This window comes from Xanthomonas sp. LMG 8993, from assembly GCF_009835065.2.
Taxonomy (GTDB): domain Bacteria; phylum Pseudomonadota; class Gammaproteobacteria; order Xanthomonadales; family Xanthomonadaceae; genus Xanthomonas; species Xanthomonas arboricola.
The window spans coordinates 90,154-106,262 of record NZ_QVIF02000003.1; the positions used below are offsets into that span (position 1 = coordinate 90,154).

The window sequence follows — 16,109 nt, forward strand, 5'->3', positions numbered from 1 at the left end:
GCCTACTTTTTTGCCTGGATCTGATCGAACACGCCACCGTCGGCGAAGTGTTCCTGCTGCGCCTTGTCCCACGACCCGAACGCGTCCTGGATGGTCACCAGCTTGATGTCCGGGAACCGTGCCAGGTCGGCAGGGTCGGCAAATTCCGGATGGCGCGGCCGATAGAAATGCTTGGCTGCCAACTTCTGACCTTCCGGCGCATACAGGTAACGCAGATAGGCCTCGGCCACCTCGCGGGTGCCATGCTTGTCGACATTCTTGTCGACCAGCGCCACCGACGGCTCGGCCAGGATCGACAGCTTGGGCACCACGATCTCGAACTTGTCCTTGCCCAATTCTTCGCGCGCCAGCAGCGCCTCATTTTCCCAGGCCAGCAGCACATCGCCGATGCCACGCTGCACGAACGTGGTGGTGGCGCCGCGCGCACCGGTGTCGAGCACCGGCACGTTGCGGAACAGCGCCTGCATGTAGCGCAAGATGCGCTCGCGGTCGCCCTTGAAGATATGGTCGGCGTAGGCCCAGGCGGCCAGGTAATTCCAGCGCGCGCCACCGGAGGTCTTGGGGTTGGGCGTCACCACCGCCACGCCGGAGCGCAGCAGGTCCGGCCAATCGTGGATGTTCTTCGGGTTACCCTTGCGCACCAGGAACACGATCGTCGAGGTGTACGGCGCGCTGTTGTCGGGCAGGCGCTTTTCCCAGTCGCTGTCAATCAGCTTGGCCTTCTCGGCGATCGCATCGACGTCGTAGGCCAGCGCCAGCGTGACCACATCGGCCTCGATGCCGTCGATCACCGCCCTTGCCTGTTTGCCGGAGCCGCCATGCGAGGTCTCCACCGTGACGGTGTCCTGCGGATGCTGCTGCTTCCAGTTCGCGGCGAAGGCGCTGTTGTAGTCGCGATAGAACTCGCGGGTGGGGTCGTAACTGACATTGAGCAGGCCGATATCGCGCGCGCCTGCCGGGCCGGCCAGGACCAGCAGGCTGCACAACACGGTCGCCATAAGACGGAAGCGGGGGTGGGTCACAGCAATCTCCAAACCGTTGGGGCGCAGCTGAACAGCAAGCATGCCATGCTGCGCAGCGGCACGCAGGCGGTGAAATGACATCAAGGCCGCACCTTATGCCGATTTTGCATGACGTAGTGGTATGCCACCGTGATCGTTAAAATCATGCGTCTCTTGCCACTGCGACCGCCATGACCAACGCTCCCGCTGCGCTGACTGCCCATTACGCCGCCGAACTGGAAACCATCCAGTCCCAGGGCCTGTTCAAGTCCGAGCGCATCATCACCGGCCCGCAGTCGGCGCGGATCACCCTGGCCGATGGCCGCAGCGTGCTCAACTTCTGCGCCAACAACTATCTGGGCCTGGCCGACCACCCGGACATCATCCAGGCCGCCAAGGACGCGCTGGATACGCACGGCTTCGGCATGGCCTCGGTGCGCTTCATCTGTGGCACCCAGGACCTGCACAAGCAGCTCGAGCGCACCATCGCCGATTTCTTCGGCACCGAGGACACCATCCTCTACGCCGCCTGTTTCGATGCCAACGGCGGCCTGTTCGAACCGCTGCTCGGCGAAGCGGACGCGATCATTTCCGATGCGCTCAACCACGCCTCCATCATCGACGGCGTGCGCCTGTGCAAGGCCAAGCGCTTCCGCTACGCCAACTGCGACATGGCCGATCTGGAAGCGCAGCTGCAGGCCGCCGATGCGGCCGGCTGCAAGACCAAGCTGATCACCAGCGACGGCGTGTTCTCGATGGACGGCTTCATCGCCCCGCTGGACGAGATCACCGCCCTCGCCCGCAAATACAACGCGCTGGTGCATATCGACGAATGCCATGCCACCGGCTTTCTCGGCGCCAGCGGCCGCGGCTCGGCCGAGGTCAAGGGCGTGCTGGACCGGATCGACATCATCACCGGCACGCTGGGCAAGGCGATGGGCGGCGCCCTGGGCGGCTTCACCACCGCCAAGCGCGAAGTCATCGAACTGCTGCGCCAGCGCTCGCGCCCATACCTGTTTTCCAACTCGCTGCCGCCGCATGTAGTGGCTGCCGGCATCAAGGCCTTCCAGATGCTGGAAGCCGCCGGCGAGCTGCGCACGCAACTGGTCGACAACACCCGCTACTTCCGCGAGCGCATGACCGCTGCCGGCTTCGACCTCAAGCCCGGCGTGCACCCGATCAGCCCGGTAATGCTCTACGACGCACCGCTGGCGCAAAAATTCGCCGAGCGGCTGCTGGAAGAAGGCATCTACGCGATCGGCTTCTTCTTCCCGGTAGTGCCCAAGGGCCAGGCGCGTATCCGCACCCAGATCAGCGCCGCGCACACCCGCGAGCAGCTGGATCAGGCGATCGACGCGTTCATCAAGATCGGCCGCGAACTGGACGTCATCCAGCACTGATGCGCTCGGTGCTGCGCCAACGGCTGCTGCTCGCGGCGCAGACCGATACCCAGGCGCAGCTGTTGGATGGCAACTGGGAAACCCGTTGCCTGCATTGCCGTCGGCGCCTGCAACTGCGTGCCGATGGCGAACCGCTCGGCCACACCACGCTGGAACACGTGGTCCCGCAGGCCTGGTTCGGCCGTCGCGCGGCGGCGGCCCTGTGTGCGCTGGTCGGCGACGATGCCAATGCAGCGCGCAATCTCGCCCTGGCCTGTGCCGGCTGCAATCATGCCAAGGGCCGACGCCACGATGCCAACGGTGCCGGCGACGCCCGCGCCGTCGAGGTGGTGAGCGCCTTGCTCAGCGCGCGTCTGGCGCGCTGGCGGGAGCCGCCGTCAGCGCACTGACTTCCGCTGGGCTGAGCATCCGCCACGCACCCTTGCCCAGCTCGCCCATCGCCAGCGAGCCGATCGCCACCCGCACCAGCCGCAGCACGCCGATCTCCACCGCGCCCAGCAAGCGGCGAATCTGCCGATTGCGGCCTTCGTCCAGCACGATCTCCAGCCACGCATTGCGCTCGCCTTCGCGCAGCACGCCGACCCGCTTGGCGCGCAGCAGTACGCCCTCGCCGTCCGGATCGGGATCGACCACGCCGGCCTGCAGTTGCGCCAGTTGCGCAGCGCTCGGGCGGCAATCAATCTGCACGTGATAGGTCTTGTCCGGCCCGGTCATCGGGTCGGTCACCGTGGCGGCCCATTGCGGATCGTTGCTGAAGAGCAGCAGGCCTTCGCTGGCCTTGTCCAGGCGCCCGACCGGGGCGATCCACGGCAAGCCGGCGCCATCGAAGCAACGATACACCGTGTCCCTGCCCTGCTCGTCGCGTGCGGTGGTGACCACGCCGCGCGGCTTGTTGAGCATCAGGTAGCACCGCGCCGGGCCGGCCAATGGCTGTCCGTCGACGCAGATGGTGGAGTGCTGATCAGCGCGGATCGGATATTCGGGATCGCGTATTACGCGCGCGGCCACGCTGACCCGCCCGTCGGCGACCCAGCGCGCCGCTTCGGTACGCGAACACACGCCCAGTTTGGACAGCACGCGCGCCAGCCCGTGGCGTGGCGCGCTGGTCGCCGTGGTCGTACCGGAGGCGCGCGATGCGCCCGCCGGACCACGCGTGCGCTGCCGGGACGTCGCCGGCGCAGGCCGCCGGGTCATGCCGTCCCGACCGCGCTGCTTACTTGTTTTCGACCGACTTGGCGTCGGCCGCAGGCGTTGCGGTTGCGGCAGCAGCCGGAGCCGGCGCAGCCACCGGGCGTGCCTTGACCACGCGCACGCCGCGCGCCTTCATCCAGGCATCGAATTCTTCGGCGGTCATGCGCTTGCCGTTCTGGCTCATGTCAAAGCGCCACGGCGTGTTGTCGAACGCGGTGGTGGCCTTGTAGGCGGCCGGATCGTTCGGATTGACGGTGCCGCCGGGCGGAATGACCTTGGCCAGATCCTGGCAGCCTTCCACGCGCAGACGCAGCAGCACGCGGTCCACCGACTGCTCGGTGGTGTAAGGCTGTGCCAGCACGCCGGTGGGCATGCCCAGCTGCACGCTACGGGTGTAGAACTCGGCGGCCGCCGGCGCGATGACGGTGGCGGGCAACGGCAGCGGCTGGGACACCGTGCTGCCGGCGCAGTTCGGAGCGGCGTAGGCGGCGGGAATCAAGGCGAGACAGAGCAATCCAGCCGTAGCGGTACGCAGCATCGGGTTCTTCCAATTATGAGTGTGGTGTTGACGCGGCGAGTGTAGGCAGCGATGAACGCCGTTTCAACCGGAAACGTGCCTGGATGGCAACGCAGACAGGATTTGCACCGTCCAGGCGCAGGTTTTGCGGTCCCCACAAAGACAAAACCCGGCGCAAGGCCGGGTTTTGTATGCAACAGCTAGCGGTCCAATTAGTTCTGGACGTTCAGCTCGGTACGACGGTTCTTCGCACGGCCTTCCGGATTGTCGGAACCATCCGGGTTGGTGTTCGGAGCAATCGGACGGCTCTCGCCGTAGCCGATCGGACCAACCAGACGCGACGCATCGACGCCGTTCTTGGTCAGGTAGTCGTACACGGTGGTCGCACGACGCTCGGACAGCTTCTGGTTGTACTCGTCGGTACCCTTCGAGTCGGTGTGACCAGCAACCTCAACCTTCAGGTCGGGGTAACGCTTCAGGATCTCGGTCGCTTCGCTCAGGATCGAGACGGCGTCCGGACGCAGGGTCGACTTGTTGAAGTCGAAGTTCACGCCCTTCAGATCGATCGACACAGGCACCGGGCAACCGTCCGGACCGATGGTCTGGCCAGGCTGCGAGGCCGGGCACTTGTCGTCGCAGTTGTTGACGCCGTCACCGTCGTCATCCAGGTCTGCGCAGCTCGGAGCAACCGGAGCCGGAGCCGGCGGCGGAGCGGTCGACGGAGCCGGTCCCAACGGGATCACGACGCCGACCGAAGCCAGCACGTCGCCGAACCAGTCTTCCTGCGGAGCAGCAACGCTCTGGTCGTTGAAGTCAGCGCGGTAGGCCAACTCGGCACGCACGGCGACGCGCTTGTCGAAGGTGGTCTGCAGACCGACACCAGCCTTGGCGGCAAAGTTGCCGTCCTTCTGCTGGCCCGGCGAAACCGGGTTCGGGGTCGCGTCGAATTCTTCTTCCGAACGCTGGTAGCCCAGACCGAACAGCAGGTAGGGGTTCCAGCCGCGGCCTTCCTGGATGAAGTGGCGACGCAGGTCGAACGAGATGCCGTACTGGCTCCAGTTCTGATCCTGGTTGGCATCGAAGTTCGGGTTCTGATAGTTCAGCTCGCCGTCGATCGACCAGTTCGGGCTGACGAACTTGCCCAGACCCAGGGTGACGAACGGGGCATCATTGGTCAGACGATCGCTGTCCTGGAAGTTGAAGCCAGCGCTACCGGTCAGGTACCAACGGTCATCGAACTCCTGCGCGGAAGCAGCCTGGGCAACCGCCAGACCGCCGAGCAACGCGGCAGTGAGAATTTTCTTGTTCATGTGTATACAGCTCCTTCTTTGGGAGATAAAACCGATAGAGGCGTTGTTCTTGGTAAAGATGCTCGTCACATCCAGAGCCATCGGGGCGCAGATTAAGCCGGCTTCAGTGAAGATCGCGTTAACGGTCATATAACATGTGAAAGCAATCACCAGGGCCGGCGATCCCTTTCAATACTACGTATACAGTTTCATGAAGGGAAGGACCGCGCACTCAGTTTGCACATCCGACCTGCATGAACCGCAGCCCAATTAAGCCAGTTGAATACGCTGGCGGATCCACCTTTCCGGCGGGCTGCACGGTGATGCGAAAACCACATTGGTGAACGCCAGGCCCCGTCCGAGCTGAATTGTGGGGTCGGTGGTTGCGGCGCGACAGCTTCACAACGCACCCTGAACTCCCCACATGGAGCGACCCGATGAAAGCTGTCGTCATCACCCGTCATCTTCCGATCGACGATCCCGCCGCACTGCTTGACATGGAACTTCCGGCCCCGTCGGCCCCTTCGGGGTATGACTTATTGGTCCGCGTCGAGGCGATCTCGGTCAATCCGGTCGACACCAAGGTGCGTGCACCCAAGCCACAGACGCTGGATGCGCCGAAGATCCTGGGCTACGACGCGGCTGGCGTCGTCGAAGCGGTAGGCCCCGAGGTCACCGCGTTCGCGGTCGGCGACGAGGTGTATTACGCGGGCGACATCGGCCGTCCGGGCAGCAATGCGCAATATCAGCTGGTCGATGCGCGCATCGCCGGCTGCAAGCCCACCTCACTCAGCTTCGCCCAGGCCGCGGCCCTGCCGCTGACCACGTTGACCGCCTGGGAGCTGCTGTTCCAGCGCATGCCGTTCTCTTTCGACGGCGCGCGCAATCGCGGCAAGCACGTGTTGATCATCGGTGGCGCGGGCGGCGTGGGCTCGATCGCGATCCAGCTGGCGCGGCATGCCGGTTTCAGCGTGATCGCCACCGCCTCGCGGCCGGAAACCATCGAATGGGTGCGGCAGATGGGCGCCCAGCATGTGATCGACCATCACCAGCCGCTGCAGCCGCAGTTGCAGGCCTTGGGAATGCAGAGCGTGGACGCCGCGCTCAACCTGGCCGACACCGACCGCTACTGGGAGCAACTGGGCGAGATCCTGGCACCGCAGGGGCATGTGGGCTTGATCGTGGAGCCGCGCGGCCCGCTGTCGATCGGCGATCCCTACAAAGCCAAATGCATCGGCATCCACTGGGAGCTGATGTTCACCCGTGCCCGCTACGCAACCGAGGACATGGTCGAGCAACACCGCATCCTCAACCGTGCCGCCAGCTTGATCGATGCGGGCGAATTGCGCACCACCCATACCGAAACGCTGTCGCCGATCAATGCGCAGCAATTGCGCGAGGCGCACCGACGGCTGGAAAGCGGCAGCACGATCGGCAAGCTGGTACTGGCGGGTTGGTGAGGTGATCGCCGTTACCGCTTGAGTCCGGCTTCCGCAGCGGGCACGGGCCGTTGGCTCGGAGAGGAAGAAGGCAGCACGGCCCCAGCGCGCGCACGTGACCCAGCGGCAAGGCGGGAGGGCACCCTGATCGTGCGGTCCGCCTCGCTGCTGGGGCGCAGGCCCGATCGCAGAGCCGTTTCCTGTAATGCGAGGCGATCTGTTCCGCGGCAGCGGCGCGGGCGGATCGGCCCCGCTCGACAGAGACTCGCCCCCGCGACCCGCGCGGCGCTGGAGCGCGGCCGCCCAGCTGACAGCACTGATCAAGAAGTCGGCAAGTGCGGCTCGAGTCTCAGCCAGCCAGCGGGCCAGCAGGGGCTTCTTCTTCGCGCCATTGGTTGCGCTTGGCAGACATGGGCGCCTCCACTGAGATACGGCCCGATGTGCAGGCCAACCGTACCGCCCTCCCCTCCAAAACCGCCGATTGCGCCGTACAGGCGGGTCAAGACTTGCCGCCAGGCCCGTTTGCCTGCATCGTGCGCACTCCGTACGCCAGCGTATCCACACCATGTCGCCCGCCACCGGCCCGTCCGTCTCGTCCTACCCGCACCTGTTCGCACCGCTCGATCTGGGCTTCACGAAATTGCGCAACCGCGTCCTGATGGGCTCGATGCACACCGGTCTGGAAGACCGGGCGCGCGATTTCCCCAAACTGGCCGCGTATTTCGCCGAGCGCGCTGCCGGCGGGGTCGGCTTGATCGTCACCGGCGGCTTTTCGCCGAACGTGGTGGGCTGGCTCAAGCCGTTCGGCGGCAAGCTGTCGTGGCCGTGGGAGGTGCGCCCGCATCGTCAGGTCACCCGGGCGGTGCATGCGCACGGCGCCAAGATCTGCCTGCAGCTGCTGCATGCCGGGCGCTACGCCTATCACCCCCTGTCGGTGGCACCGTCCAGGCTCAAGGCGCCGATCAACCCGTTCACCCCACGCGCGCTATCGGCACGTGCGGTGGATCGTCAGGTCGCCGCTTACGCGCGTGCGGCGCGGCTGGCGCGCGACGCCGGCTACGACGGCGTGGAGGTGATGGGATCGGAAGGCTATCTGATCAACGAATTCACCGCTGCGCGCACCAACCAGCGCAACGATGCCTGGGGTGGCGATGCGACCAAGCGCATGCGCTTTGCGGTGGAGATCGTGCGACGCATCCGCGAGGCGTGCGGGCCAGACTTCATCATCATCTACCGGCTGTCGCTGGTGGACCTGGTCGAAGGCGGCAACCAGTGGCAGGACATCCTGACGCAGGCGCAGGCGATCGAAGCGGCGGGCGCGACCATCATCAATTCCGGTATCGGCTGGCACGAGGCACGCATCCCGACCATCGCCACCTCGGTACCGCGCGCCGCATTTGCCGGTGTGACCGCCAAGCTCAAGCCGCACCTGCGTATTCCGGTGGTGGCCACCAACCGCATCAACATGCCCGAAGTGGCCGAGCGCATCCTGGCCGACGGCGCCGCCGACATGGTGTCGCTGGCGCGCCCGCTGCTGGCCGACCCGCAGTGGGCCAACAAGGCACGCACCGGCCAGTCGCACGCCATCAATACCTGCATCGCCTGCAATCAGGCCTGCCTGGATCATGTGTTCGACAACAAGCTGGCGAGCTGCCTGGTCAACCCGCGCGCAGCGCACGAAACCGAACTGATCTACGCACCGACCCCCAACCCCAGGCGCATTGCGGTGGTCGGTGCCGGCCCGGCCGGTCTGGCTTGCGCGACAGTCGCCGCCGAGCGCGGTCATCGCGTCACCTTGTTCGATGCGGGCGATGCAATTGGTGGGCAATTCAATGTCGCCAGGCGCATCCCGGGCAAGGAAGAATTCAACGAGACGCTGCGCTACTTCGGCCACCGCATCGATGCGACCGGGGTGCAGCTGCGCCTGAATACCCGGGTCGAAGCGGCAGACCTGAAAGACTTCGACGAGATTGTGCTGGCCACCGGCATCGAGCCGCGCAAGGTGGACTTCCCCGGCGCCGATCACCCGATGGTCGTGAGCTATCTGGACGTGGTGCTGGGCCGCCATGTCGCTGCCGACAAGGTCGCGATCATCGGGGCCGGCGGGATTGGCTTCGATGTCGGCGAATTTCTCGTGCACACGGGGCCATCGCCGTCGCTGGACCCTGCACGCTGGATGGCCGAATGGGGCGTGGACCCCAGCTTCGAAACGGCTGGGGCATTGGCCAGGCCGCAACCCGCGCGCCCGGCCCGCCAGGTCTGGCTGCTGCAGCGCAGCCCCGGCAGACCCGGCGCGCGCCTGGGCAAGACCACCGGCTGGATCCACCGCGCCACACTCAAGGCCAAGGGCGTCAAGATGCTGGGCGGCGTGGAATATCTGGGCGTGAACGACGCCGGGCTGCGGATCCGCGTGGACGGCGCCGAACAAGTGCTCGATGTCGGCACGGTGGTGGTCTGCGCCGGGCAGGAGCCGCGCCGCGACCTGCTGGCTGCGCTGCAGGCCAACGGGCAGCAACCGCATCTGATCGGCGGTGCGGATGTCGCCGCCGAACTGGACGCCAAGCGTGCGATCGATCAGGCCTGCCGACTGGCGGCGAAGTTGTAACACGCGTTGCCGCAATGCGCTGAACGCCACAGCAGCCTGAGCGCGACACCCGCACCAACCTCTTTGCGAGCGTCATGGAGCGGGGCTGGCGCAACGTCAACGCCGGTGGTGGCGGTGATGAAGCGATGACCGGTTCACCCATGAGATGCCGGCGCCGGAATCCATATGCGCCGGATCGATGCAGGCGCTGACGCTGCCATCGACCTGGCGCCCAACCCCGTGAGCGCCGCTGATCGGTGCAGCGCAGTCCATTCTTTTTCCTGCAGCGCGGCGATAAACCGGGATGCCCGCGATGCCGACTACATCGCTGCATCGCATCCACATCCCGCCGATGTCCGCCTGATCAGCGTATCGCTGCTCAGCCTGCCCTTCCGCGCCGCTCATGCAGTCGGCGACGTCGCACAGAACACCTTGATGGGATTGGGCCACTGGTCCTGGCGTGGCACGCGCGGCGTCAGTGCGCTGCGTCCGATCGGCAGCGGGCTGTCCGCGCTCTTGGTCAGCGCCGCGATCGGCCTGGTTCTGAAGGCGGCACGCCTGCCGCCGCGTCGACTGCGTTGATGGGTAGTCGCTTTGGTCAGCAGTATTGCCGTGCTGTCGGCATGGTGGTTACGCAATGCATTGCAGCCTTACGCGCATACGGCTGCCACGACTGCATCGCCACTAGCTGCGCTGAAGTGGCGGCGCGATCAGTTGCTGCCCTTGGCGGTCATCGCAGCACTGGCCCTGGCATTGCTGACGCTCACCAAATTGGCACCGTATCCGGCGCAGTTGCGTACCGGCTCGTCTGCTCGTCTGCATGTCTGCATGTCTGCATGTCTGCATGTCTGCATGTCTGCATGAGATTGTTTCGCACCATGTTGAACTTGATGCGTGTGATTCAACACGCCTGATGCGTTCGAACATGTGCACTGCGAATAGCAACAGCGTTAGCAAGCGCGCACTGCGATTGCCGCATGGCCAACGCCGCTGTGCCACCGATACCGTCGAAGGAATCGTGATCGATGATTTTGACGATCTCGGCTGCATATCGTCGCAGCCACTACAAGCCATCTAAAATTCCGCTGACGCATTTGTGCACGATGGATATGCAAGCCTGGCGCGCGACTTGGTGCTGCGATGCGAGGGCCAATACCGTCGTGGCGCTTCGTGTTCACTCGCCACCATCAACGCGCATCGAGCACTTCGGACGCCTCCTCTAGTGATTACAACACCGCGTTCTACGATGCACATGCGAGCGCTCGATGCATGATCCGGACAGCATCAAGCACCATGCACTGAAAGCTCCTTTATGCACCCCGCGTTCGCATCTCGACACAGCCCCGCTGCAGTAGAAAGCGGCGATACGCAAGCACATCCCTCAGTGACGATGACGTGTAGCGCAGACTGCAGATGGCATTGCATGCGTAGCCTAAGTGCAACGCATTGCACGTCTCGAGCCATTGCGCAGGCGCAACAGCGCACGCGCACCGTATCGAGATCCGTTGCGGCATCCGCTGTCGCCAGCGCGATGCGACGCACACGACGGATGCGTCGCGCTGGTGTCATCGAACCAAGCCGCAGACGCAGCAAGCAATCACACCCGTCAACCCCGCCTATTCAGCCGCGATTCTGTGATCGACGCCTACCTTGCGCCAACTTTTTGACCCGCCGCATTTGGCGGGCACCTCCGGTAGATCTTCTTTCGCCGGAGACCTGGCGACCCGTGGCAGGTCGCCTCCCCATGACGCCAAGCCCTCTGTACTGGTGCATCCACCTTGGATGCTCTGCGGATCGGCCCATACGGAGCAAGGAGTTATATGAAACTGGTTTGGATACTTTGGCTGTCGCAGTTGTTGCCGCAGCCGGCTGCAGATTCGTTGTGCTTGAGCACTACCGTGTACCTGGAAGCGCGTGATCAGACCTTGCGCGGCCAGCAAGCCGTCGCCGAAGTTGCGTTGCGTCGGCTGGACAGCGGCTTGTGGGGCGACTCGATGTGTCAGGTGGTCACTGCACGCAAGCAGTTCGCGCCCACCATCGTGGCTCCGGGAACGCAGCTGAAAAACGACGATGCCTGGAACAAGGCGCTGGATGTGGCACTGGCTGCAGAGCGCAACTGGGCGCTGCCGGTGGGGCAACGCAAGGAAATCGTGCCGGGCGCCAGTCACTTTGCCGCAAGCGCGATCGCAAGCCCGAGCTGGCGTAATGCCTACCAGGTGGCCACCATCGGCGACCACACGTTCTATCGCGTACAGAAGCTGCGCCCGCGCACCGCATCCTGACGCTGCCCACGCACTCACGCGTTGCCGCTAAGCTTGCGTCTTCGTTCTTGTGCGGAAATTCTCATGAAGCTGTACACCAAGCCGGGCGCATGTTCGCTGGCAGATCACATCGTGCTGCGCTGGTCGGGGCTGCCCTTTGATCTGCAGGTGGTTGACGCCGCCACGATGAAGTCCCCCGAATATCTGCGCCTCAACCCGGCCGGTGCTGTGCCTCTGTTGGTCGTCGACGACTGGGCACTGACCCAGAACGCCGCCATCCTCAACTACATCGCCGACATCGCGCCGCTCACCGGTCTGTCCGGCGATGGCAGCGCGCGCAGCCGTGCAGAGATCAATCGCTGGATCGCCTTCGCCAATGCGGATGTGCATCCGGCCTTCAAGCCGATCTTCGGCAGCACCGCCTATCTGCAGGACGACGCGCTGATCGCGCGCAGCCATGACGACGCACGCAGCAAGCTGCGCAGCTTGTACGAACGTGTCGACACGCATCTGCAGGGACGCAACTGGCTGGCAGGCGACACCCACACCGGCGCCGATGCGTATCTGTTCGTGACGCTGCGATGGGCGCAGAAGGTGGGCGTGGACCTCAGTGGCCTGAGCGCGGTAGATGCATTCGTGCAGCGCATGCTGGACGATGCCGATGTGCAGGCCGCATTGCAGGCCGAAGGCCTGGCCTGAGCCGGGGCATCGCACAAGCGCCACATAAAAAAACGCCGGGCATTGCCCGGCGTTTTCGTTACAACAGCAAGGCGAGAAACTCAGCCCAGCAGATGCGACACGCCGCTGCGCTCTTCTTCCAGCTCGGCCAGGGTCTTGTCGATGTACTTCTGGCTGAAGTCGTCGATCGGAAGATCCTTGACCAGGGTGTACTCGCCGTTGGCGGTGGTCACCGGGAAGCCGAAGATCACGCCTTCCGGAATGCCGTAGGAGCCGTCGGACGGCACGCCCATCGTCACCCACTTGCCGTTGCTGCCCAGCACCCAGTCACGCACGTGATCGATGGCGGCATTGGCGGCCGACGCAGCCGAGGACAGGCCGCGCGCTTCGATGATCGCCGCGCCGCGCTTGCCCACGGTCGGGATGAAGGTGGACGCGTTCCATTCCTGGTCGTTGATCGCATCGCCGATGGACGCACCATCGGCGGTGGCGAAACGGTAGTCCGGGTACATGGTCGGGCTGTGGTTGCCCCAGACCACCAGCTTCTCGATGCCGCCGACCGGCTTGCCGAGCTTCTGCGACAGCTGGCTGAGCGCACGGTTGTGGTCCAGACGCAGCATGGCGGTGAAATTCTTCGGGTTCAGATCCGGCGCCGACTTCATCGCGATGTAGGCATTGGTGTTAGCCGGGTTACCGACCACCAGCACCTTGACGTCACGCTTGGCGACCTTGTTCAACGCCGCGCCCTGCGCGGTGAAGATCTTGGCGTTTTCCAGCAGCAGGTCCTTGCGCTCCATGCCCGGGCCGCGCGGACGCGCACCGACCAGCAGGGCGACGTCGATGTCCTTGAACGCCACTTCGGCGTCGTCGGTGCCGACCACGCCGGCCAGCAGCGGGAATGCGCAATCTTCCAGCTCCATGATCACGCCCTTGAGCGCGGCCTGGGCCTTTTCATTGGACAGTTCCAGCAATTGCAGGATCACCGGCTGATCCTTGCCCAGCATTTCGCCGGAGGCGATGCGGAACAGCAGGGCATAGCCGATCTGGCCGGCAGCGCCGGTCACGGCAACACGAACAGGTGCTTTCATGGGGAGTTTCCTCTGCTAAAAAACATGGGTGGAGGTGCACGCTGGCGTGGCGCAGGGCCTGGCGGCGCGCAGTGACAGACGAACGGCCGCACCGGGCGGCCGTTCGGGGGAAAGACATCAGGCGGCGAGGATCTTGTTCCACTCCGCGACACGGTCGGCCTTGGCGGCCAACACGGCGTCGGTATCGCCTTCGATCGTCACCTTGTTGATTACATCGCCCTGGGCGACGGCATCGACCACGTCCAGGCCCTGGGTGACCTTGCCGAACACGGTGTGCTTGCCGTCCAGCCACGGGGTGGCAGTGTGGGTGATGAAGAACTGGCTGCCGTTGGTGTTGGGGCCGGCATTGGCCATGGACAGCACGCCGCGCTCGTGGCCGACGCCGTTGTTGGCTTCATCCTCGAAACGGTAGCCCGGGCCGCCGCGGCCGGAGCCTTCCGGGCAGCCGCCCTGGATCATGAAGTCGGCGATGACGCGGTGGAAGCTCAGGCCATCGTAGAAGCCGCGCTGGACCAGGTTGACGAAGTTGGCAACGGTCAGCGGGGCCTTGTCGGCGAACAGCTCGACCACGATCGGGCCGCGAGTGGTGTCGAAATGGGCAATCAGGGACATGGAAATCCTTGCAGGTTTCAGGGTGTATGACAGCCCATTAGAATACACCCGGCCGTGCAGGCGGCCGTGCAGGTTGGACCATCGTCGGGGTGTCCGGGCTAGCTGAATGGGCGTTTTGGACCGCTCAGCGGCCGAACGCAACGGTGCGGCAACGAAACCGCTATAATGTCGGGCTTACCTCATCTCAAGACTGGCGCCAGACAGGGGCCCTTTCCGCATGTCTATCGAAAAACTCCGCAATATCGCCATCGTCGCGCACGTTGACCATGGCAAGACCACCCTCGTCGACTGCCTGCTGAAGCAGTCCGGCACCCTGTCCGAACGCACCGTGCTGGCTGAGCGCGTGATGGACAGCAACGATCAGGAAAAGGAGCGTGGCATCACGATCCTGGCCAAGAACACGGCCATCACCTGGAACGGCAACCGCATCAACATCGTCGACACCCCGGGACACGCCGACTTCGGTGGCGAAGTCGAGCGCGTGCTGTCGATGGTGGACTCGGTGCTGATCCTGGTCGATGCGATGGACGGCCCGATGCCGCAGACCCGCTTCGTCACCCAGAAGGCGTTCGCGATGGGCTTCAAGCCGATCGTGGTGGTCAACAAGATCGACCGTCCCGGCGCACGCCCGGACTGGGTCATCGACCAGGTGTTTGACCTGTTCGACAAGCTCGGCGCAACCGACGAGCAGCTGGACTTCCCGATCGTCTACACCTCCGCCCTGAACGGCTACGCCAGCCTGGATTCGAGCGTGCGCGACGGCGACATGACCCCGCTGTACGAAGCGATCATGCAGCATGTGTCGGCACCGGACGTGGATCCGGACGGCCCGTTCCAGATGCGCATCAGCCAGCTGGACTACAACAACTTCGTCGGCGTGATCGGCATCGGCCGCATCCAGCGCGGCGTGCTGAAGAAGAACATGCCGGTCAGCGTGATCGACCGCGAAGGCAAGAAGCGCCAGGGCAAGGTGCTGCAGGTGCTGGGCTTCCTCGGCCTGGAGCGCATCGAGCAGGACACCGCCGAGGCCGGCGACATCGTCGCCATCTCCGGCGTGGCCGAGCTGACCATTTCCGACACCGTGTGTGCGCTCGACGCACCGGAAGCGCTGCCGGCGCTGACCGTGGACGAGCCCACCATCTCGATGACCTTCCAGGTCAACAACTCGCCGTTCGCCGGCAACAAGGACCTGTCCGGTGGCAAGTTCCTGACCAGCCGCCAGCTGCGCGACCGTCTGGACCGCGAGAAGGTGCACAACGTGGCACTGAAGGTCGAGGAAGGCTCCGACGCCGACAAGTTCCTGGTCTCCGGCCGTGGCGAACTGCACCTGTCGGTGCTGATCGAGAACATGCGTCGTGAAGGCTACGAGCTGGCCGTGTCGCGCCCGGAAGTCATCATCAAGGAAATCGACGGCAAGCAGATGGAGCCGATCGAACAGCTGGTGGTGGACATCGAAGAACAGCACCAGGGCGGCGTGATGGAAAAGCTGGGCACCCGCAAGGGCCAGCTGAAGAACATGGAGCCGGACGGCAAGGGCCGCGTGCGCCTGGATTACATGATCCCGGCGCGTGGCCTGATCGGCTTCCAGAACGAGTTCCGCACCCTGACCCAGGGCTCGGGCCTGCTGTTCCACGTGTTTGACCATTACGGTCCGAAGGAACAGGGCGCGATCGCCAAGCGCCAGAACGGCGTGATGATTGCCAACGCAGCGGGCGCCACCCCGGCCTATGCACTGGGGCCGTTGGAAGAGCGTGGCCGTCTGTTCGCTGCCGAAGGCGACAACGTGTATGAAGGTCAGCTGGTCGGTATCCACTCCAAGGACAACGACCTGACCGTCAACGCGATCAAGACCAAGCCGCTGACCAACATGCGCGCCTCGGGCAAGGACGATGCGATCAAGCTGACCCCGGCGATCAAGTACACGCTGGAGCAGGCACTGGATTTCATCGAGGACGACGAGCTGGTCGAAGTCACCCCGAAGGAAATCCGCCTGCGCAAGAAGTTCCTCACCGAAAGCGACCGCAAGCGCGCTGGCCGTTCCGGCTAAAC

13 protein-coding genes and 1 pseudogene are annotated in these 16,109 nt (G+C 64.6%); 8 read left to right on the forward strand and 6 right to left on the reverse strand.

All coding sequences use genetic code 11. From position 1 onward, the window contains the following. Positions 1-2 precede the first annotated feature (2 nt). Positions 3-1,103, reverse strand: coding sequence for a sulfate ABC transporter substrate-binding protein (locus DYQ94_RS06685; RefSeq protein WP_065031986.1), 1,101 nt, complete (start codon positions 1,101-1,103; stop codon positions 3-5). A gap of 89 nt (positions 1,104-1,192) precedes the next feature. Here DYQ94_RS06685 and kbl point away from each other — a divergent pair, with 89 nt between their 5' ends. Both kbl and DYQ94_RS06695 read left to right on the forward strand, forming a co-directional pair. Next, positions 1,193-2,401 carry a glycine C-acetyltransferase gene (gene kbl, locus DYQ94_RS06690; RefSeq protein WP_024938548.1) on the forward strand — a complete coding sequence of 403 codons (1,209 nt, stop codon included), beginning with the start codon at positions 1,193-1,195 and terminating at the stop codon, positions 2,399-2,401. Then, positions 2,401-2,790: a hypothetical protein gene (locus DYQ94_RS06695; protein ID WP_024938549.1), complete on the forward strand. Its 390-nt coding sequence runs from the start codon at positions 2,401-2,403 to the stop codon at positions 2,788-2,790. The genes kbl and DYQ94_RS06695 overlap by 1 nt, the downstream gene beginning before the upstream one ends. On the opposite strand, the gene DYQ94_RS06700 is transcribed toward DYQ94_RS06695, so the two are convergent. From DYQ94_RS06700 to DYQ94_RS06710, 3 genes are all read right to left on the reverse strand, one after another. Next, positions 2,744-3,595 carry a pseudouridine synthase gene (locus DYQ94_RS06700; RefSeq protein WP_126965186.1) on the reverse strand — a complete coding sequence of 284 codons (852 nt, stop codon included), beginning with the start codon at positions 3,593-3,595 and terminating at the stop codon, positions 2,744-2,746. The genes DYQ94_RS06695 and DYQ94_RS06700 overlap by 47 nt on opposite strands. Positions 3,596-3,614: 19 nt before the next feature. Further along, the gene (locus tag DYQ94_RS06705) at positions 3,615-4,130 is read right to left on the reverse strand and encodes a hypothetical protein (RefSeq protein WP_024938551.1); all 516 of its coding nucleotides are present in this window, start codon (positions 4,128-4,130) and stop codon (positions 3,615-3,617) included. A 191-nt stretch (positions 4,131-4,321) separates the two neighbouring features. After that, positions 4,322-5,419, reverse strand: coding sequence for an OmpA family protein (locus tag DYQ94_RS06710; protein WP_024938552.1), 1,098 nt, complete (start codon positions 5,417-5,419; stop codon positions 4,322-4,324). Between the two features lie 416 nt (positions 5,420-5,835). On the opposite strand from DYQ94_RS06710, the gene DYQ94_RS06715 reads away from it, so the two are divergent. The 5 genes and pseudogenes from DYQ94_RS06715 (at position 5,836) to DYQ94_RS06735 (ending at position 12,381) form a co-directional block, all read left to right on the forward strand. Then, positions 5,836-6,858 carry a zinc-binding alcohol dehydrogenase family protein gene (locus DYQ94_RS06715; RefSeq protein ID WP_026064741.1) on the forward strand — a complete coding sequence of 341 codons (1,023 nt, stop codon included), beginning with the start codon at positions 5,836-5,838 and terminating at the stop codon, positions 6,856-6,858. 544 nt (positions 6,859-7,402) lie between these two features. Beyond that, the gene (locus tag DYQ94_RS06720; RefSeq protein ID WP_160954694.1) at positions 7,403-9,442 is read left to right on the forward strand and encodes an NADPH-dependent 2,4-dienoyl-CoA reductase; all 2,040 of its coding nucleotides are present in this window, start codon (positions 7,403-7,405) and stop codon (positions 9,440-9,442) included. 324 nt (positions 9,443-9,766) lie between these two features. After that, positions 9,767-10,231 (forward strand): annotated as a pseudogene (locus tag DYQ94_RS06725) (MFS transporter); the annotation flags it as partial. A gap of 1,010 nt (positions 10,232-11,241) precedes the next feature. Further along, positions 11,242-11,703: a cell wall hydrolase gene (locus DYQ94_RS06730; RefSeq protein WP_016905076.1), complete on the forward strand. Its 462-nt coding sequence runs from the start codon at positions 11,242-11,244 to the stop codon at positions 11,701-11,703. A 63-nt stretch (positions 11,704-11,766) separates the two neighbouring features. Further along, positions 11,767-12,381 (forward strand): glutathione S-transferase family protein, encoded by a 615-nt coding sequence (locus DYQ94_RS06735; RefSeq protein ID WP_160954696.1) that lies wholly within the window; start codon positions 11,767-11,769, stop codon positions 12,379-12,381. Positions 12,382-12,461: 80 nt separating this feature from the next. Here the strand turns inward: DYQ94_RS06735 and DYQ94_RS06740 are convergent, their stop codons facing one another. Together DYQ94_RS06740 and DYQ94_RS06745 are read right to left on the reverse strand one after the other, a co-directional pair. Then, entirely contained in the window at positions 12,462-13,448 is a 987-nt protein-coding gene (locus DYQ94_RS06740) for a malate dehydrogenase (RefSeq protein ID WP_024938556.1), read from the reverse strand. 117 nt (positions 13,449-13,565) lie between these two features. After that, positions 13,566-14,060, reverse strand: a complete 495-nt coding sequence (locus DYQ94_RS06745) for a peptidylprolyl isomerase (protein WP_016904578.1) — start codon at positions 14,058-14,060, stop codon at positions 13,566-13,568. A 217-nt stretch (positions 14,061-14,277) separates the two neighbouring features. On the opposite strand from DYQ94_RS06745, the gene typA reads away from it, so the two are divergent. Then, entirely contained in the window at positions 14,278-16,107 is a 1,830-nt protein-coding gene (gene typA, locus DYQ94_RS06750) for a translational GTPase TypA (RefSeq protein ID WP_016904579.1), read from the forward strand. The last annotated feature ends 2 nt before the right edge of the window (positions 16,108-16,109 follow it).